The sequence below is a fragment of the Actibacterium sp. EMB200-NS6 genome (genome assembly GCF_001305615.1).
In the GTDB taxonomy this organism is placed as follows: Bacteria; Pseudomonadota; Alphaproteobacteria; order Rhodobacterales; family Rhodobacteraceae; genus Actibacterium_A; species Actibacterium_A naphthalenivorans.
Genome location: NZ_CP010869.1, coordinates 2,134,618 through 2,152,942, shown reverse-complemented (window position 1 = coordinate 2,152,942; position 18,325 = coordinate 2,134,618). Strand labels below are relative to the sequence as shown.

The 18,325-nt window shown below is 66.9% G+C and carries 21 protein-coding genes; 14 read left to right on the top strand and 7 right to left on the bottom strand.

Going from position 1 to position 18,325, the window contains the following annotated elements:
- Positions 1–70 precede the first annotated feature (70 nt).
- Both TQ29_RS10450 and TQ29_RS10445 read right to left on the bottom strand, forming a co-directional pair.
- Positions 71–469 (bottom strand): DUF2852 domain-containing protein, encoded by a 399-nt coding sequence (locus tag TQ29_RS10450; protein ID WP_037209521.1) that lies wholly within the window; start codon positions 467–469, stop codon positions 71–73.
- A gap of 111 nt (positions 470–580) precedes the next feature.
- Positions 581–1,048: a YbaK/EbsC family protein gene (locus TQ29_RS10445; RefSeq protein WP_054540401.1), complete on the bottom strand. Its 468-nt coding sequence runs from the start codon at positions 1,046–1,048 to the stop codon at positions 581–583.
- A 93-nt stretch (positions 1,049–1,141) separates the two neighbouring features.
- Here TQ29_RS10445 and TQ29_RS10440 point away from each other — a divergent pair, with 93 nt between their 5' ends.
- Together TQ29_RS10440 and TQ29_RS10435 are read left to right on the top strand one after the other, a co-directional pair.
- Positions 1,142–3,946, top strand: a complete 2,805-nt coding sequence (locus TQ29_RS10440) for a [glutamate--ammonia-ligase] adenylyltransferase (protein WP_054539108.1) — start codon at positions 1,142–1,144, stop codon at positions 3,944–3,946.
- Positions 3,943–4,206 carry a hypothetical protein gene (locus TQ29_RS10435; protein ID WP_054539107.1) on the top strand — a complete coding sequence of 88 codons (264 nt, stop codon included), beginning with the start codon at positions 3,943–3,945 and terminating at the stop codon, positions 4,204–4,206. The genes TQ29_RS10440 and TQ29_RS10435 overlap by 4 nt, the downstream gene beginning before the upstream one ends.
- A gap of 2 nt (positions 4,207–4,208) precedes the next feature.
- Here TQ29_RS10435 and eda read toward each other — a convergent pair whose 3' ends face one another.
- The 4 genes from eda to TQ29_RS10415 all read right to left on the bottom strand — a co-directional run bounded on the left by eda (position 4,209) and on the right by TQ29_RS10415 (position 7,768).
- Positions 4,209–4,853 (bottom strand): bifunctional 4-hydroxy-2-oxoglutarate aldolase/2-dehydro-3-deoxy-phosphogluconate aldolase, encoded by a 645-nt coding sequence (gene eda, locus TQ29_RS10430; RefSeq protein ID WP_054539106.1) that lies wholly within the window; start codon positions 4,851–4,853, stop codon positions 4,209–4,211.
- A gap of 115 nt (positions 4,854–4,968) precedes the next feature.
- A complete protein-coding gene (locus tag TQ29_RS10425; RefSeq protein ID WP_054539105.1) occupies positions 4,969–5,658 on the bottom strand; it encodes a hypothetical protein in 690 nt (229 codons plus the stop codon).
- A complete protein-coding gene (gene serS, locus TQ29_RS10420) occupies positions 5,658–6,950 on the bottom strand; it encodes a serine--tRNA ligase (protein WP_054539104.1) in 1,293 nt (430 codons plus the stop codon). The genes TQ29_RS10425 and serS overlap by 1 nt, the downstream gene beginning before the upstream one ends.
- Positions 6,951–7,030: 80 nt before the next feature.
- Complete coding sequence (locus TQ29_RS10415) at positions 7,031–7,768, bottom strand: serine protease (RefSeq protein WP_082386600.1); 738 nt, start codon at positions 7,766–7,768, stop codon at positions 7,031–7,033.
- A 179-nt stretch (positions 7,769–7,947) separates the two neighbouring features.
- Between TQ29_RS10415 and yajC the strand changes: the two genes are divergently transcribed.
- From yajC to TQ29_RS10355, 12 genes are all read left to right on the top strand, one after another.
- Entirely contained in the window at positions 7,948–8,274 is a 327-nt protein-coding gene (gene yajC / locus TQ29_RS10410) for a preprotein translocase subunit YajC (RefSeq protein ID WP_052071468.1), read from the top strand.
- An 11-nt stretch (positions 8,275–8,285) separates the two neighbouring features.
- A complete protein-coding gene (gene secD, locus TQ29_RS10405) occupies positions 8,286–9,947 on the top strand; it encodes a protein translocase subunit SecD (RefSeq protein ID WP_054539102.1) in 1,662 nt (553 codons plus the stop codon).
- Between the two features lie 10 nt (positions 9,948–9,957).
- The gene (secF, locus tag TQ29_RS10400; RefSeq protein WP_054540400.1) at positions 9,958–10,926 is read left to right on the top strand and encodes a protein translocase subunit SecF; all 969 of its coding nucleotides are present in this window, start codon (positions 9,958–9,960) and stop codon (positions 10,924–10,926) included.
- Complete coding sequence (locus TQ29_RS10395) at positions 10,919–11,671, top strand: sulfite exporter TauE/SafE family protein (RefSeq protein ID WP_054539101.1); 753 nt, start codon at positions 10,919–10,921, stop codon at positions 11,669–11,671. Before secF ends, TQ29_RS10395 begins: the two co-directional genes overlap by 8 nt.
- Positions 11,672–11,680: 9 nt before the next feature.
- Positions 11,681–12,040 (top strand): Mth938-like domain-containing protein, encoded by a 360-nt coding sequence (locus tag TQ29_RS10390; RefSeq protein WP_054539100.1) that lies wholly within the window; start codon positions 11,681–11,683, stop codon positions 12,038–12,040.
- Positions 12,041–12,175: 135 nt separating this feature from the next.
- Positions 12,176–12,790: a heme ABC exporter ATP-binding protein CcmA gene (gene ccmA / locus TQ29_RS10385; RefSeq protein WP_037209212.1), complete on the top strand. Its 615-nt coding sequence runs from the start codon at positions 12,176–12,178 to the stop codon at positions 12,788–12,790.
- The gene (ccmB, locus tag TQ29_RS10380) at positions 12,787–13,443 is read left to right on the top strand and encodes a heme exporter protein CcmB (RefSeq protein WP_037209199.1); all 657 of its coding nucleotides are present in this window, start codon (positions 12,787–12,789) and stop codon (positions 13,441–13,443) included. Before ccmA ends, ccmB begins: the two co-directional genes overlap by 4 nt.
- Before the next feature lie 56 nt (positions 13,444–13,499).
- Positions 13,500–14,231, top strand: coding sequence for a heme ABC transporter permease (locus TQ29_RS10375; protein ID WP_054539099.1), 732 nt, complete (start codon positions 13,500–13,502; stop codon positions 14,229–14,231).
- Positions 14,228–14,407, top strand: coding sequence for a heme exporter protein CcmD (ccmD, locus tag TQ29_RS10370; RefSeq protein WP_037209196.1), 180 nt, complete (start codon positions 14,228–14,230; stop codon positions 14,405–14,407). Before TQ29_RS10375 ends, ccmD begins: the two co-directional genes overlap by 4 nt.
- A gap of 13 nt (positions 14,408–14,420) precedes the next feature.
- A complete protein-coding gene (locus TQ29_RS10365) occupies positions 14,421–14,933 on the top strand; it encodes a DsbE family thiol:disulfide interchange protein (protein ID WP_054539098.1) in 513 nt (170 codons plus the stop codon).
- A gap of 377 nt (positions 14,934–15,310) precedes the next feature.
- Entirely contained in the window at positions 15,311–16,834 is a 1,524-nt protein-coding gene (gene asnB, locus TQ29_RS10360; RefSeq protein ID WP_082386599.1) for an asparagine synthase (glutamine-hydrolyzing), read from the top strand.
- Between the two features lie 23 nt (positions 16,835–16,857).
- On the top strand, positions 16,858–17,733 hold the full coding sequence (locus TQ29_RS10355) for a nitrilase-related carbon-nitrogen hydrolase (protein ID WP_054539096.1): 876 nt from the start codon (positions 16,858–16,860) through the stop codon (positions 17,731–17,733).
- 10 nt (positions 17,734–17,743) lie between these two features.
- Here the strand turns inward: TQ29_RS10355 and TQ29_RS10350 are convergent, their stop codons facing one another.
- Positions 17,744–18,226 (bottom strand): MarR family winged helix-turn-helix transcriptional regulator, encoded by a 483-nt coding sequence (locus TQ29_RS10350; RefSeq protein WP_054539095.1) that lies wholly within the window; start codon positions 18,224–18,226, stop codon positions 17,744–17,746.
- Positions 18,227–18,325 lie beyond the last annotated feature (99 nt).

Below are 18,325 nucleotides of genomic sequence, written 5' to 3'. Positions count from 1 at the left end.
GGGTCCTAACTAGGGATGCGAAGGGCAAAGGGGAAGGGCGCCCCGGCTCTCGGGGCGCCCTTTCTGGGCGTCAGGCCTCGACCGGATCGCCGCTGCCTGTCTCGCGCGCCTTGCGGGCACGCTCGTCCATGAACTGGTCGAATTCGGACTTGTCCTTGGCTTCGCGCAGGCGCTTGAGGAAAGCCTCGAAATTCTCCTGTTCTTCCTCGAGCCGGCGCAGGGTTTCGGATTTATAGGCGTCGAACGCCGTGTTGCCCGAGGATTGAAACCCATGGGCGCGGGCGTGGAAATGTTTGCGTTTGTTGCAGCCTTTGAACATGCGTTTGCTCCAGATCATATAGGCAAGAAGGGCAAGGCCCACGGGCCAGAAGAAAATGAAACCGAGGACCATAGCCGCGATCCAGGCGCCTTTACCGCGCTGATCGAGCCAGTTCTCGGCTTGTGAGGGCCAGGTGGCGACGGAACTCATGTGTAACTCCTTGGGTCAGAGGTGAATGTGAATGCCTTTCACATCCTCAAGATTGGGTCTTCACCCCCGCTGGTCAAGACTTGATGTGAATGATTTTTACATTAATCTGTTTTATGTAGTAAAATCATGTTGTTGCGCGGCGCTTATGCGCCGAAGATCGGCCGGAGAGACGGGGAAGATATGGCGCGGCGTGCCCGCTGCGGCCCAGATGACGTCGAATTCCGTCAGGCGCGGGTCCAGAAAGGCGCGGATCGGATTGAGGTGCCCCACGGGCGCGACGCCGCCGATGGCAAAGCCCGTCTGCGCCCGGATCAGCGCGGCATCGGCCTTGCCCAGCGGCTCACCCGCCAGCGCGGTGGCCTTGTCGGCGCAGACGGTATTGCCGCCCGCCGTCAGAAACAGGATCGCGCTGCCGCTCTGCACGCCGCGAAAGATGATGGATTTGGCGATCTGGTCGATGTGGCACCCGGCCGCTGCCGCCGCTTCGGCGGCGGTGCGGGCCTGACCGACCTCCAGCACCTTGGCGTCGATTCCCGCGGCCTCCAGCGCGGCCGTCACCCGTTTCAGGCTCTTGCTCATCGTCGCCTCCATCGTCCGGCCCGAGTATCGGCATGGTGCCCAGGGCCCGCAACCCCCGTTGACCTGCCCGGCGCGGCGCGGCATCAGTTGGTGATGAGTTTCGCGCGCCGTATCACCCGTCAGCCCATCGCCTTCGACCCCGATCGCGGCGCCGAGGTGCTTGGCCGTTTCGCCGGCCAGCCCCCCGAGATTCGCGCGCTTCTGGCGGGCACGGCCGGCTGCAGCCCCTATCTGAAAGGCCTGATGGAGTGCGAGGCCGACTGGCTCGAGTCCGCGCTTGCCGGTGCGCCGGAAGTGGCCATCGACGGCCTCCTTTCGGATGTGCGGGCGCTGGCGCTGGCCGATCTGAAACCGGGGATGCGGGTGGCCAAGCGCCGCGCCGCGCTGCTGATCGCGCTGGCCGATCTGGGGGGCGTCTGGCCGCTGGAAAGCGTCACCGGGCGGCTGACGGACCTTGCCGATATCTGCGTCGATACCGCGCTCAACCGGCTTGTGGGCGCAGAGATCGCCCGCGGCAAATTGCCCGGTGCTACAGAGGCGGATGTGGAAACCGCGGGCGGCATGGTCGCGCTGGCCATGGGCAAACAGGGCGCGCATGAGCTGAATTATTCATCGGACATCGACCTGATCTGCCTGTTCGATCAGGACCGATTCGCGCCGGATGATTATCACGACGCCCGTGCCTGTTTCATCCGCGTCACGCGGCGGCTGACGGGCCTTCTGTCGGACCAGACCGGCGATGGCTATGTGTTCCGCACGGATCTGCGGCTGCGCCCGGATGCCAGCGTCACGCCGGTCTGCCTGGCGATGGAGGCGGCGGAACGGTACTACGAAAGCCTCGGCCGCACGTGGGAGCGGGCGGCGCATATCAAGGCGCGGCCCTGCGCCGGTGATCTTCGCGCGGGCTGGGCCTATCTGGAACGGCTGCGGCCCTTTGTCTGGCGTCGGCATCTGGATTTCGCCGCCATACAGGATGCGCATGACATGCGCCTGCGCATCCGCGCGCACAAGGGGCTGCACGGGGGGCCGGATGGCGCGATCTGCCTGGAAGGCCACGACATGAAGCTGGGGCAGGGCGGCATCCGCGAGATCGAATTCTTCACCCAGACCCGCCAGATCATCGCCGGCGGGCGCGATCCCGATCTGCGTGTACGCGGCACGGTCGAAGGGCTGGCGCGGCTGACCGCGAAGGGCTGGGTGCCCGAGGATGTGGCCGGGGTGCTGACCGACAATTACCGCCATCACCGCGAGGTCGAGCATCGCTTGCAGATGGTCGGCGACGCGCAGACCCACGCGCTGCCCAACAACCCCGAGGGCTTCGACCGTATCGCGCGCTTCATGGGGCAGGGCGATACCGCCGCCTTTCGCGCCGGGCTGACCGCAAGGCTGACCCGCGTGGCCGAACTGACGGAGGGGTTCTTTGCCCCGGCCCCGGCCGAAGAGGCGCCCGTTGCGCTGAGCGACAAGTCCGCCGCGATCATGGAACGCTGGCCGACCTATCCCGCGCTGCGATCGCAGCGCGCGGTCGAGATTTTCGCGCGGCTGAAGCCCGATATCCTGAAGCGGCTGCAAAAGGCCGGCCGCCCGGACGAGGCATTGGCCGCCTTCGACGGGTTCCTGTCGGGCCTGCCTGCCGGGGTGCAGCTTTTCTCGCTGTTCAAGTCGAACCCGCAACTGATCGACCTGATCGTCGATATCGCCGCCACCGCGCCGGAACTGGCCCGCTACCTGTCGCATAATGCCGATGTGCTGGATGCGGTGATCGGCGGTGATTTCTTCGCCGACTGGCCGGGCAGGGCGGCGCTGCAGGCCCAGCTGGGCGCGCGTCTGGCGGAGGCCGATGATTATGAAACCCAGCTCGACGCCGCCCGCCGCTGGGCGCGCGAATGGCATTTCCGCATCGGCGTGCATCTGCTGCGCGGGCTGACCGAGCCCGACGAGGCCAGCGCCCAATATGCCGATCTGGGCGGGGCGGTCGTGGCCGCGCTCTGGGCGCCCGTGGTGGCCGCGTTTTCGCAAAAGCATGGCGCACCGCCGGGCAAGGGCGCGGCGGTGCTGGGCATGGGCTCGCTGGGGGCCGAGCGGCTCAACGCGCGCTCGGATCTGGATCTGATCGTGATCTATGACGCGGACGGGGTGGAAACGTCCGACGGGCGCAGGCCGCTGGCGGCGCGGGCCTATTACGCCCGGCTGACCCAGGCGCTGGTCACCGCGCTGAGCGCGCCGATGGCGGGCGGCAAGCTTTATGATGTCGATATGCGGCTGCGCCCGTCGGGGCGGCAGGGGCCGGTGGCGACCTCGTTTCAGGCCTTTTGCGACTATCAGCGCAACGAGGCCTGGACATGGGAGCATCTGGCCCTGACCCGCGCCCGGCCGGTGGCCGGCGCCCCCGCGCTCGGCGAGCGGGTCGAGGTGTTCCGGCGCGCCTTGCTGAAGGAAAAGGCCGACCCCGCGAAGATCGCCAAAGCGGTGCAGGACATGCGCGCCCGTCTGGCCGATGCCAAGCCCGCCAAGGGGATCTGGGATGGCCGTCTGGGGCCGGGGCGCGGGCAGGACATAGAAATGCTGGCCTCGGCCGCGGCGCTTGTCGCCGGCAGCCCCGAAACCCAGGTGCCGCTGCAGATGCGGGCGGGGGTCGAGGCCGGCTGGCTGCGCGAGGCCGAGGCCGGCGCGCTGATCGCGGCCTACGACCTCTTTCGCCGGGTTCAGGTCGCCGCGAAGCTGTTGAGCGACAGGCCGGTGGTGCCCGAAGACCTGGGCGCGGGGGGCTGTGATTTCTTCCTTCGCGCGACCGGGGCCGACAGCGCCGGGGCGCTGGCGCTGCGGCTGGAACAGGTGCAAGCCGAGACAGAGAAAACCATCGAAGCGGTGCTGAGCCGCGGAAAGGCGGGAACATGACCGGGGATGAGGCGGACCCGACGGGGCTGATCCGCGAAGCCTATCGGATCGAGGGGATCACACCGGCCGATTGCCGGACGATCTTTCTGGACTGGGCGCTCGGCGCGCCGGCGGACATGCGCGCGCCGCTCGAGACATTGTTGATGCTTTACGGGGCCGACGCGCCCGAGCATCCGATGACAGACGTGCTGCGCGCCGCGCTGGCCAGCCCGCCGGCGCCGCGGCGCCGGGGCGGCTATGCGGGGCGACGCAAGGCGTGATCTCAGGCGGTGACGAGTGCCGCCGCCTGCGCCGCCAGCGCGGTGATCGCATCCCAGTCGCCACGCTCCATCAGCTCTTTCGGCGCGACCCAGGAACCGCCGACGCAGACCGTGTTGGGCAGTGACAGATAGCTCGGCGCATTGGCGAGGCTGATCCCGCCGGTGGGGCAGAACCGCACCTGCGGCAGCGGCGCGGCCAGCGCCCTGAGCAATTTCGCCCCGCCTGCGGCCTCGGCCGGAAAGAATTTCTGCACCCTGTAGCCGCGTTCGAGCAGCCGCATCGCCTCTGTCGCGGTGGCGGCGCCGGGCAGTATCGGCAGCGCCGCTGCTTCGCAGGCGCCGAGCAACCGGTCGGTGGCGCCCGGCGACACGCCGAACAGCGCCCCGGCCGCGACGGCCGCGTCGACATCGGCCGGGGTCAGCAGCGTTCCGGCGCCGACGATGCCGCCCGGCACCTGCGCCATCTCGCGGATCGCATCCAGCGCGGCGGGGGTGCGCAGCGTGACCTCGAGCACCGGCAGGCCGCCGGCCACCAGCGCCTCGGCCAGCGGGCGGGCGTGGGCGGCGTTCTCGATCACCAGCACCGGGATGACCGGTGCGAGCTGGCAGAGTTCCATCGTCTTTTCACTGGCCGCGGCGGGGGTCATGGGGCTGTCCTCGGGTTGGGGTACTGAGGCTATAGGTAGCCTGCCGTCGCGCCTGTCGGAAGGGGGTCTGGATTTTATGCCTCCGGCGGGGATATTTTCGGAAAGATGAAGGGGATCAGCGGCGACACCAGGTGAGTGCGCCGGCCGCGAGGGCGCAGGCCCCGGCCAGCAGGGCCACCGGGGTGTTCTGCCCGGCATTGGCCACCGCCACGCCGACCAGCGCCCAGAGCAGCGCCAGACCGTATTCCGGGGCGCGGGTGCGCATCAGCGCGCCGGTGCCCGACGCGCCCAGCAGTGCGATGACGGCCCAGCCGGTTTCTCCCGGCCCGATGCCGTATCCCGCCCCGACCAGGGCCACCGATACCCAGGTGGCCGCCGTCAGCCAACCCGCGTAGAGCGCCACCGGCGCCTGCAGCAGCCAGCGGTCACGCTGAGGGGTACGGCTGAGCGCCACCAGCGCGGTGACCAGCATCCAGATGATCAGGGCGGTGGCCCAGACCGGGCTGAGCTTTGCCACTCCGATCCATGCCGCGCCGGGTGCGAGCGACAGGATCAGCGGCAGGCGGGTTTCCTCCCACGCCGCGTCCTTGGCGCGCAGAAAGAGGCCGGCGCCGGCCGAGACGAGCAGCCACAGGTAGATCACCCCCCAGATCGCGAAGGCGTATCCGGCGGGCTGGGCCGGCGGGCCATCCTGCGGCACCGGGAACTGCGCCGGATCGAACCCGCCGAACCCGCCCTGCAGCAATGGCGAGAGCACGAAGAACAGCGTTGCGCAGAAGGTGAGGACGGCCTTGATCGGATCCATCAGGCCAGCTCTCCCTGCGGGGTGATGCGCGTCTTGCCCCGCAGCCAGGGGTGCAGCGCGTCGGGCAGGGTGACCGAGCCGTCTTCCTGCTGCCCGTTCTCGAGCACCGCGATCAGGCAGCGCCCGACCGCAAGGCCCGAGCCGTTGAGCGTGTGCAGGAATTCCGGCTTGCCGCCGCCCGCGGGTTTGAACCGCGCGTTCATCCGGCGGGCCTGAAAATCGCCGCAGGTGGAAACCGAGCTGATCTCGCGGTAGCAGTTCTGGCCCGGCAGCCAGACCTCGATGTCATGGGTGCGGCGCGCGCCGAAGCCGATGTCGCCGGTGCACAGCACCACGGTGCGGTAGGGAAGGTTCAGTTTTTCAAGGATCATTTCGGCGCAGCGCGTCATCCGGGCGTGCTCGGCATCACTCTCGCCGGGTTTTGTCACGCTGACCATCTCGACCTTTTCGAACTGGTGCTGGCGCAGCATCCCGGCGGTATCGCGGCCGGCGCTGCCAGCTTCGGAGCGGAAGCACTGGGTGTGGGCCACGTAGCGGCGCGGCAGGTAGCTTTCCTCGATCGTCATGCCGTTGACGATGTTGGTCAGCGTCACCTCGGCGGTGGGGATCAGCCACCAGCCGTTCGTTGTCTGATAACTGTCTTCGCCGAATTTCGGCAGTTGCCCGGTGCCATACATCATCTCTTCGCGCACCAGCACCGGGGTGATGGTTTCGGTCAGGGCGTTTTCCTCGGTATGAGTGTCCAGCATGAACTGCGCCAGCGCGCGGTGCACCCGCGCCACCGCGCCCGACAGCAGCACGAAACGCGCGCCCGAAAGCTTGGCGGCGGTTTCGAAATCCATGCCGTCCTGCACGGCGGGCAGGTCGTAATGCTCTTTCGGGGTGAAGGCGAAGTTGCGCGGGTTGCCCCAGCGGCGGATCTCGACATTGCCGCTTTCGTCGGCGCCGTCGGGGATATCGTCGGCGGGCAGGTTGGGGATGGTCATCAGCAGATCGGTGAGGGCGGCGTCATCCAGGCTTGCGGCCTGTTTCAGCTCTGCGATCTCGGCCTTCTTGCTGGCCACCAGCGCGCGCAGCCGTTCAAACCCGGCCTCGTCGCCGCTGGCCTTGGCCTTGCCGACCTCCTTGGAGGCCTTGTTCTGTTCGGCCTGCGCGGTTTCGGCGGCCAGGATCTTGGCCCGGCGGGCTTCGTCGAGCGCCAGGATTGCCGAAGACACCGGTGCGGCCCCGCGGCGGGAGAGGGCCGCGTCGAAGGCGGCGGGGTTCTCGCGGATGGTTTTGATGTCGTGCATTTCGGTGTCCTCGGTTGGCGCGGTCCTGGCGCCTCATATGCCCGATGACCAGAGCGTTTTAAACCATGAAATCGCCGCACCTATCCGCCGCGCCTGATGCGTGCCGCGATCGCCCCGGCCGGCAGCACCGCGACCGCGCGCAGCATCGGGTGGCTGCCCGCGCTGGCCGAGACCACCGCGACCACGTACCAGCCGTCGGGCAGCCGGGTCAGCACCGGCGCGCCGGAATTGCCGGTGACCACCGCGCAGCTCAGCCCGATGACATCGGGGCGCCGCGCGGTCAGGGTGCAATCGTCATGGCCCGACAGCAGGCCGGGGGTATCGCCGCGATAGCCGACGATGGCGAAAGGAGGCGCGGCGAAGGCCAGCGGCACCAGCGGCAGGGGCGTGGCGATCTCTGGCGGGAAGGGGGCGGCGAGGCGCAGCAGCGCGATGTCGTCGGGGGCGCCGGCGCGGGCCGGGCCGGAAAAGCCTTCGGGCAGGATCACCTCGGCGCCGATGCGGTGGGGCAGATAGCGCTCGGCATGGCCGCTGGCGATGAAGTGCAGCCGGTAGGCCGGGACCGGCGCGCCGCTGCCGGGCGCGGTCACGCAATGGGCCGCCGTCAGCACCAGGTCGGGCGCGACCAGCGTGGCGGTGCAGGTGTTGGGGTTGTCGGGGCTGTAGCGGGTCAGCCGGCCGATGGCGTGCCAGGCGGTCTGCTCGGCCTCGGGCAGCGGCGCGGGCGGCAGCGCGGGATCGGCCAGCGCCGAACCGGCCAGCGACAGGCAGAACGCCGTGGCAAGGCGCCGCGCGCGTGGTTTCGGCACTTGTGGCATTTCGGCGATCCCCCGAATTGACGGGCCGGGCGTAGCTTCCCATATGCCTCAGGCGGGGGCCGGTTTGAACCGTGAAAACGACGCGTCCGCATCGCCTTGCCAAGCCACCGGGGCACGGCTAGGGTGCGCGCCATTCCGACAGGGCGGGAAACCGCCGCACATCACACGGGGACATACACATGTTTGCAACGCCTGCTTTCGCTCAGGCCGCCGGGGGCGCCGGGAGCGCGTTCACCAGCTTCGTTCCGCTTATCCTGATCTTCGCGATCATGTATTTCCTGTTGATCCGTCCGCAGCAGAAGAAGGTCAAAGAGCATCGCGCCATGGTCGAGGGCCTGCGCCGGGGCGACCAGATCGTCACCCAGGGCGGGCTGATCGGCAAGGTTCTGAAGGTCAAGGAAAATGACGAGGTCGAGGTTGAACTGGGCGAAGGCGTGAAGGTGCGTGTCGTGCGGTCGACCATCGCCACCGTACTGTCCAAGACCGAACCCGCAGAAAAAGCCTGAGTTGACGCTCCATGCTGAACATCCCTCTCTGGAAACGGATCGTTATCGCAACGGTCTGTGCGCTGGGTCTGCTCTATGCCATGCCCAACCTGTTTTATGAGCGCGTCGAGGGCCATAACGACGCGGTGAAGGCCATCGAGGCCGCCGGCGCCACGCCGGAGAGGGAGGCCGCCGCCGGGGCGTGGCCGGGCTGGCTGCCTTCGGGGCTTGTCAACCTCGGCCTTGATCTGCGCGGCGGCGCGCATCTGCTGGCAGAGGTGAAGGTGGCCGATGTCTATGCCACCCGGCTGGATGGTATGTGGCCCGAGGTGCGCGACGCGCTGCGCGATGAACGCGCGACGGTGGGCACGATCCGCCGGCAGCCCTCGCCGCCCGATCAGCTGCGGGTGCGGATTTCCCAGCCCGAGGGGATGCAGGCCGCGCTGTCGGCCGTGCGCGCACTGGCCCGGCCCATCGTCTCTCTGACGGGGGTGGGCTCGAACGATATCGAGGTGCAGGGCGAGGGCGACGTGATCGTCGTGACCCTGTCGGAGGCCGAAAAGCAGGCCACCGACGATCGCACCATCCAGCAAACCCTGGAAATCATACGCCGCCGCGTGGATGAGGTCGGCACCCGAGAGCCGACGATTCAGCGCCAGGGCGATGACCGTGTGCTGATCCAGGTGCCCGGCATCGGATCGGCCGATGAGCTGAAGGCGCTGATCGGCACCACCGCGCGCCTGACCTTTCACCCGGTGGTGGGGCGCACCGCCAACCCCGATCAGCCCGCCGGGGCGCGCAACCTGATCCTGCCCTCGCTTGACGATCCGGCCACCTATTACATCATCGAACAGACCCCCGTCGTCAGCGGCGAGGATCTGACCGACGCGCAGCCCGCTTTTGACCAGAACGGCCTGCCGGTGGTCACCTTCCGCTTCAACCCCGCCGGGGCGCGCAAGTTCGGCGACTACACGGTAGAGAATGTAGGCTCGCCCTTCGCCATCGTGCTCGATAACGAGGTGGTCTCGGCCCCGGTGATCCGCGAGGCGATCCGCAGCGGCTCGGGCCAGATCTCGGGCAATTTCACGGTCGAGGAAAGCACCCAGCTTGCCGTTCTGCTGCGCGCCGGCGCCCTGCCGGCAGAGCTGACCTTTCTGGAAGAGCGCACCATCGGCCCCGAACTGGGCGCCGACAGCATCGAGGCGGGCAAGGTGGCCTGCCTTGTGGCCTTTGCCGCCGTGCTGATCTTCATGGCGTTCAGCTATGGCTGGTTCGGGATCATCGCCAATATCGCGCTGCTGATCAACGTGGGCATGGTGTTTGGCCTGCTGTCGGCCATTGGCGCCACGCTGACCCTGCCGGGCATCGCCGGCATCGTGCTGACCATCGGCATGGCGGTGGACGCCAATGTGCTGGTGTTCGAACGGATCCGCGAAGAGCTGAAGGGTGCCAAGGGCCCGGCCCGGGCCATTGATCTGGGCTATGAAAAGGCGCTGTCGGCGATCGTGGACGCCAATATCACGACGCTGATCACCGCGGTCATCCTGTTCATGCTGGGCTCGGGTCCGGTGCGCGGCTTCGCGGTGACGCTGGGCGCGGGGATCCTGACCTCCGTCTTCACCGCGATCTTCGTCACACGGCTGATCATCGTGATCTGGATGGAACGCCGCCGTCCCAAGACCATCACGGTGTAGGAAAGATATGATGCGCCTGAAACTCGTTTCCTCCGAGACCAACTGGGATTTCTTCCGCCACGCGCGCCTGACCTTCGGCGCGTCGGTGGTTGCGGTGATCCTTTCGATCCTGGCCTTTCTGGTGCTGGGCCTGAACTTCGGCATCGACTTTCGCGGCGGCACGACCATCCGCACCGAAAGCACGCAATCGGTGGATGTGGCCACCTATCGCGCGGCCCTGGCGCCGCTGAACCTGGGTGACGTGTCCATCACCCAGGTGTTCGATCCGGGCTTCGGCGCGGAGCGGAACGTGGCGCAGATCCGCATTCAGGCGCAAGGCGATCAGGAGGCGATCACGCCGGGCACCATCCAGGCGGTCGAGGCCGCGCTGAAAGCGGTGGACGGCGCCATCACCTTCGCCTCGGTCGAGAGCGTCGGGCCCAAGGTTTCGGGCGAGTTGGTGCAGACCGCGCTGCTGGCCGTGGGCCTGGCGATGGGCGCGGTGATGATTTACATCTGGCTGCGCTTCGAATGGCAGTTCGCCGTGGGGGCGGTGGCCGCGCTGATCCATGACGTGATCGTCACCATCGGCATTTTCGCGGCGTTCCAGATCAGGTTCGATCTGGCGATCATCGCGGCGCTGCTGACGATCGTGGGCTATTCGATCAACGATACCGTGGTGGTGTTCGACCGGCTGCGCGAAAACCTGGTCAAATACAAGAAGATGGAGTTGCGCGAGGTGATGAACCTTGCGGTCAACGAGACCCTTTCGCGCACCGTGATGACATCGGGCACCACGCTGATCGCGCTGATCGCGCTTCTGGTGCTGGGCGGCGACGTGATCCGCGGCTTCGTCTTCGCGATGACGTGGGGCGTGATCGTCGGCACCTATTCCTCGGTTTTCGTGGCCAAGAACATCGTGCTGTTCCTGGGCGTCAAGCGCGACTGGTCGAAGACCGACAAGGCCGCCGGCACCCAGTTCGGCAACACCGATGCCTGAGGGGCTGGCCCTCGCGCTTCAGACCGAGGGCCTGGTGCTGCTGCTTCTGGTGCTTTTGCTGGCCGGGTTGGTCTATGGCTTTGCCGGCTTCGGCGCGGCGCTGATCTTCATCCCGCTGGCCAGCATCTTCGTTCCGCCGCAGCTTGCGGTGGGGATCATGGCGGTTTCGGCGCTCGGCTCGACGGTGACGGTGCTGCCCCGCGCCTGGCGGCAGGCGGACCGGGCGCGGGTGCTGTGGATGCTGGTGCCCGCCTTTCTGACGCTGGTACCGGGCATCTGGCTGTTGCGCAGCATGGAGGTGCTGCCGCTGCGCTGGCTGATCTCGGGGCTGATCCTGCTGAGCCTTGCGGCGATGACGCTGGGCTGGCGCCGGTCGATGGCGCCGAACCGGGCCGCGCTGGCGGCGGTGGGCGGCGCCGCGGGTTTCATCGGCGGGCTGACCGGGCTGACCGGGCCGGTGGTGATTCTGTTCAACCTGTCGGGCGACGAGCCGGTGGTGATCACGCGGGCCAACACGCTGTGTTTCCTGACCCTGCTGGGGGTGCTGATGATCCCGCAACTGGCGGCGCAGGGGGTGATCACCGGGCCGGTTCTGTGGCAGGGCCTGCTGGCGACGCCGGTTTACATGGTGGGAACGGCGATCGGCCAGGCGGTGTTCAACCCGGCCTATCAGTCGGTGTACCGCCTGCTTGGCTATGGCGTCATCGCCGGGGCGGTGCTTGTCGGCCTGCCGCTTTGGGATTAACATCACCTCATGCGGCTCAACGAGATCACCTATTCCAACGCCCGGCCCATTCAGGGCTATGGCCCCGGTTTCTTTCGCGTCGGCGGCGTGGTGCATTCGGGGGCGGTGCTGGTGTCGGACGCGGGTGTGGCGCTGTGGGGCGGGCTGGAGGATGCCGGCCCGTTGCTGGCGCTTGCGGGGTCGGTCGATGTGCTGTTCATCGGCACCGGGGGCGAGATCGCCCATATTCCCGCCGCGCTGCGCGATGTGCTGGAGGAGGCCGGGCTGGGGGTGGAGATCATGGCCAGCCCCGCCGCCGCGCGCACCTATAACGTGCTTCTGAGCGAGGGGCGGCGCATCGCCGCGGCATTGCTGCCCGTGGCGGCGTGAGGGCCGGCCGCTGCGCGGCGGTTTCATGCCTCCGGCGGGGATATTTCGGGAAAGATGAAGAAGGGCCGCGGCGCATCGCGCCTGCGGGCAGTTCGCGCTTTGCCCGGGCTTTCCAATCGGATAAGCCGTGAGCCCATGGATATGACCGTGACAGATCTGGCCTGTGCGCGCGGCGGGATGCCGGTGCTGGAAGGGGTGTGCTTTGCGGTGCGCCCCGGTACGGCGCTGTTGTTGCGCGGTCCCAACGGGATTGGCAAGACGACCCTGCTGCGGACGCTGGCCGGGTTGCAGCCGGCGCTGGCCGGGGCGGTTTCGGCGCCGCCCGAGAGCATCGCCTATGCCGCCCATGCGGACGGGCTGAAGGCAGTGTTGAGCGTGGCCGAGAACCTGCGGTTCTGGGCGCGGATCTTTGGCACGTCGGGGATCGAGGGCGCGCTGGCGGCGTTCGATCTGGGCGACCTGGCGGACCGGCAGGCGCAGAACCTTTCGGCCGGGCAGAAGCGGCGGCTGGGGCTGGCGCGGCTGCTGGTGACCGGGCGCCCCATCTGGGTGCTGGATGAGCCGACCGTATCGCTGGATGCGGCATCGGTGGCGTTGTTCGGGGCGGCGGTGCGGGCGCATCTGGCGGCGGGGGGCATGGCGCTGATCGCCACCCATATCGATCTGGGCTTTACGGCGGAGGTGCTGGATGTCAGCCGCTTCCGGGCGGCGCCGCAGCGGCTGGACGATTTCGACGAGGCCTTCGCATGATCGCGCTTTTTGCCCGTGACATGGTGCTTGCGATGCGGGCCGGGGGCGGGTTCGGCCTAGGGCTGGCGTTTTTCCTGATCGTGACGGTTCTGGTGCCCTTCGGGGTCGGGCCGGAGAGCGGCGTGCTTTCGGTGATCGCGCCGGGCATCCTGTGGGTCGGGGCGCTGCTGTCGTGCCTGCTGTCGCTGGACCGGATCTTTGCGCTGGATTTCGAGGATGGATCGCTGGATCTGCTGGCGACGGCGCCGATCCCGCTGGAAGGGGTCGTGGCGATGAAGGCGGCGGCGCATTGGGTGACCACCGGCCTGCCGCTGGTGCTGGCCGCGCCGGTGCTGGGCTTGTTGCTGAACCTTCAGGGGGCGGGCTATGGCTGGCTGGTGCTGAGTCTCGCGCTCGGCACGCCGGCGCTTTCGGTGATCGGCAGTTTCGGGGCGGCGCTGACCGTGGGGCTGAAGCGTGGCGGGCTGCTGCTTTCGCTGCTGGTGCTGCCGCTTTACGTGCCGACGCTGATCTTTGGCGCCGAAACGGTGAAGCGCGGGGCGGCCGGGCTGGCGGCGGGCACGCCGGCGCTGATGCTGGCGGGGATCACGCTTGCCTCGGTCGCGTTGCTGCCTTTTGCCGCCGCTGCGGCGATCCGCGTCAACCTGCGCTAGGGGGATCACGCGCTATTCAGTTGAGAACCCCGCAACAAGGACCTAAGAAAACGCCCATGGCATCGCTCTGGCAATATGCAAACCCGAAGAAATTCATGCAGACCACATCGGTTCTGCTGCCCGTTGTCGCGGTGCTGGCGGCGCTGACGCTGGGCACTGGGCTGATCTGGGGGTTCTTCTTCACCCCCGACGATTACAAGCAGGGCGCGACCGTCAAGATCATCTATATCCATGTGCCCGCGGCGCTGATGGCGATCAATGCCTGGCTTATGATGCTGGTCACCTCGCTGGTCTGGTTCGTGCGGCGGCACCACGTTTCGGCGCTGGCGGCCAGGGCGGCGGCGCCGATCGGCATGGTGATGACGCTGATCGCGCTGTTCACCGGCGCGCTGTGGGGGCAACCGATGTGGGGGACCTACTGGGCCTGGGATCCGCGGCTGACCTCTTTCCTGATCCTGTTGCTGTTCTACCTTGGCTACATCGCCCTGTGGGAGGCGATCGAGAGCCCCGATACGGCGGCCGATCTGACATCGGTTCTGTGCATGGTCGGCTCAGTCTTCGCGCTGCTCAGCCGCTATGCGGTGAACTTCTGGAACCAGGGCCTGCATCAGGGCGCCTCGCTGTCGATGGATGCCGAGGAGAACGTGGCCGATGTGTTCTACATCCCGCTGCTGATCTGTATCGCGGGGTTCGGGCTGCTGTTCGTGGCGCTGGTTCTGGCCCGCACCCGGACCGAGATTCGCGCCCGGCGGTTGCAGGCGCTGATCGCGCGGGAGCGGATGGCATGATGCCCGATCTGGGGAAATACGCGGTTGCGGTGCTTTCCTCCTACGGTGTCACGCTGGCGCTTCTGGCGGGGCTTGTGGGGCTGACCTTGTGGCGCGGCGCGCGGGTGCGGCGGCAGCTTGATGCGGTTGAACAGCGGCGGGGCGAAAAACAACGGGGTGACAATGGCCAAACCTAGGATTTCCATACTGATGATCCTGCCGCCGCTGATCTTCGCGGCGCTGGCGGGGCTGTTCCTGTACGGCATGGTGCGTGAAGATCCCGATGCGCTGCCATCGACCCGCATCGGCCAGCAGGCTCCGGCGATGACGGTCACGCCCCTGGGAGACAGCGCGCCCTTTACCGATGCGGATCTGCAGGCGCCCGGCGTCAAGCTGGTGAATTTCTGGGCCAGCTGGTGCGGGCCTTGCCGGGCCGAACATCCGATCCTCGAGAGGCTGTCGGACGAGGGCGTGACGATCTACGGCATCAATTACAAGGACGAACCGGAAAAGGCGCTGCGGTTTCTGGAGGAGCTGGGCGATCCCTATGCCGCCATCGTTGCCGACGGCACCGGGCGCACGGCGCTGGAATGGGGGGTTTACGGGGTGCCGGAGACCTTTGTCATCGATGGCAGCGGCAAGGTCATATTGCGCTTCGCCGGGCCGATGACCACGCAGGTTCTGGAAAAGACGATCCGGCCGGCGATGGTGGCCGCGCGCTAGCTCTTTGGTCCCGGCAAGTGGTGGTCCATTGATCTGAGATCATCAGAAGGATGCGCTATGAGAAACCCGCCGAAGCCCTTGCCAAACCGGTGCCGGGGCTTGATCCCGTCGCTGCTGGCCGGATAGCTGCCGGTATCGAAGGCTGGCAAAGCGCTCTGCGGGCGGTCATATCACCTGGCCTGCTTTGTGGCGCGCGGGCCTGACCAGCCACGGCTCATACCGATCACGCCGGCCCTGAATGGGGTGTGTGCGACGCGCAGCCACGCTTCATGCGCTGTGCGCAGGTCACGCCAGCAACGCGAATGCTCCGCGACCGGGGCGGGACTTGGGTTTCGTCTGCGACGGCCCTCTGGTAAGAGGACGGCGGAGGTGACCCAATGTGCGGATTTGTTTGTCTTTGGCGTGTCGGTGATGAAGACCTTGCGGAGCGTATGATCCGCCAGATTGCCCACCGGGGGCCCGATGCGCTCGCGGTTGCGCGTCTGCCGAACGCGCCGGTGGTCATGGCACATTGCCGGCTTTCGATCATCGGGACCGAAGATGGCGCGCAGCCTATCCACCAGACGGACGATATTCTTGTGGTCAATGGCGAGATCTATAACCACGAAGACCTGCGGGCGATCCTCGGCGACAGCGCTTTTGAGACCGCAAGCGACAGCGAGACGATCCTGCACCTGTTCCGGTCCGGCGCCAGCCGCTGGATCAGCAAGCTTGATGGCATGTTCGCCTTCGTCCTTGCCACGCGCGACCGGATCATCGCCGCCCGCGATCCGCTCGGGATAAAGCCGCTTTACATGGCCCGGCTGGGCGAGGGCGTGGCCTTTGCCTCGGAACTCAAGGCCTTCGATGGTGTTCCGGTCACATCCGTCGAATTCATCCCGCCGGGCGGTCTGTACGACACGCGTGACGGGTGGCGTCAGTGGTATCGCACCCCGCACGGCGCGGCCGAGGCGGAAGAGGGTCTGGATGTCGAGCATACGGCGAAAGAACTTCGGCTGGTGCTGGAGGAGGCCGTCGCGAAATGGATGGTCGCCGATGTCGAGGTGGGGTCTTTCCTGTCGGGCGGTCTCGACAGTTCGATCATCGCCGCAATCGCGCAGAAGGTGCGGCAAGAGACGGGGCGGGGCCCCTTGCGTACCTTCGCCGTCGGGCTCGAAGGCGCGCCGGATCTCGCGGCCGCCCGGGCCGTGGCCGAGCATATCGGCTCGAACCACCGGGAATGGGTCTTTACCGCCGATGACCTCGCGGAGGCGCTGCCGCATGTCATCTACCATCTGGAATCGGCTGACGTCGATCTGGTGCGCAGCGCCATCCCGACGCTTTTCGCCGCCCGGCTTGCCCGCGAAGACGTCAAGGCCGTGCTGACCGGGGAAGGCGCGGACGAGCTCTTTGCCGGGTACACCTATCACCACGGCTATGTCGACGACCCCCGCGCCCTGGCTGACGAGCTTACCCGCTCGCTCGGGACGATGCACAACATCAACCTCCAGCGCGTCGACCGGATCACGATGTCCGAGAGCCTTGAAGCCCGGACGCCTTTTCTCGACCGCGAACTGATCGACTTCGCGCAGTCTATCCCGGCGGAGTTGAAGCTTCGAAAGACCGATCCCGCGACTGTCGAGTCGACCGGCCCGACAACCGAAAAATGGATCCTGCGCAAGGCCTGTGCCGACCTGCTGCCCACCGATCTCGTCTGGCGCAAGAAGGCGCAGTTCGACGAGGGTTCGGGCACGGTGGAGGCGCTGCAGGTCGCGCTGCGGAAACTGCTGGGAACGGACAGGCCCGTGGACCGGGAACAGGAGGCGGCGCTCTACGAGCGTATCCTGCGCGAGCAGTTCATCGATGCCGACCGGATTCTCGAGAACGCAGGCAGTTGGACCGACGAGCGCGTCGCCGTCTGAGCGCACGCGGGAGAGCAATCACCATGAGCCGTATTCTCACCGTCGGCGCTGCGCAGATCGCGTCTGAAACCAGCGGTCTCGACGTCAATTTCGCGAAGCATCACGACTACGTCGCCCGCGCCGCGTCCATTGGTGTGGATCTGCTCGTCTTTCCCGAGCTGTCGCTTGTTGGGCACTACGGGGCCGAGGCGCTGCTGGACGTCGTGATGACCCGAGACGACCCGCGCCTGCTGGAGCTCAGCCGCGCCGCGGGGGACATGAAGATCATCGTCGGCTTTGTGGAAGAGGCGCGGGGGGCGCAATTCTACAATGCCGCGGCCGTGTTTCAGAACGGCCGGCTGCGCTATATCCACCGCAAGATCAATCTGCCCTCTTACGGGCGCCTCATCGAGACCAAGTACTACGCCCACGGGCGGTTCGTGGACACACACACCATGACCGAGGACTGGGTGCTTGGTCTTCTGATTTGCGCCGACCTCTATAATCCGGCGCTTGCGCATCTTGCTTTCCTGCATGGCGCGACGCTCTTGACCGCGCCCATCTCAAGCGGGCGCGAAGCCGTGGGCGATGAGTTCGACAATCCTTTGTCCTGGGCGACGACGATCCAGTTCTACGCGATGATGTACGGAGCGCCCGTCATCATGACCAACCGTGTCGGACGGGAAGGCGATCTGAGTTTCTGGGGTGGCTCGCGCATCCTCGATCCGTTCGGTCGTGTGCTGGCACAGGGCGGTGGCGATGAAGAACTGATTACCGCCCGGCTCGATTACGCCGATATCCGCAAGGCCCGCGCGCTCCTGCCCACGGTCCGCGACAGCAACCTCGCCCTGGTCCAGCGCGAGACCAACCGCCTGATCGACCGCCTCGGTGTGCCGGACGTCGTGCGGGAAGAGGAGTAGGGCGGCAGGCTCAGCTTTCGCTGTGCTGCTTGATGTCGCCGGTATCGAGCACCGGTGAGGCGTCGATGTCGTCGGCGTCAAGCATGGCCGCGACACGTTCGAGGCTTGCGACCAGCATGGCCTGTTCCCAATCCTCCATGGCCGCGAACTTGCGCACAAAGCGCTGTTGCAGCGGGTCGGGCGCATCGGCCAGTGTTTGGGTGCCCTTTGGCGTGATGTGGATGTTGGTCTGACGCCGGTCCAGGGTGGATTTTTCGCGCAGCACCATACCCTCGCGCACGAGCCTGTCGACAAGCGATGTCACGGTGCCCTGAGAGACCCGCATGCGTTGCGCGATGGTTTTGGCCGTTGCATTGCCGGTTTCGGCAATGATCTGCAACACCCGGAACTGTACCGGCGTCACACCCGCGGTTTGCTTGATTTCCCGTCCGAACAGATCGGTCGCGCGCAGAATGCGACGCAAGGCAATCAGACTGGTGTCGATACGATCCATCAGGGTCTCATTGTTTTGGAAAGCAAAGTATATGCGGGATGTCCCTCCTTGTGAAGCTGTTATTGCTTTGTCGCAAAAAGCATGTCTATACGCATGTGG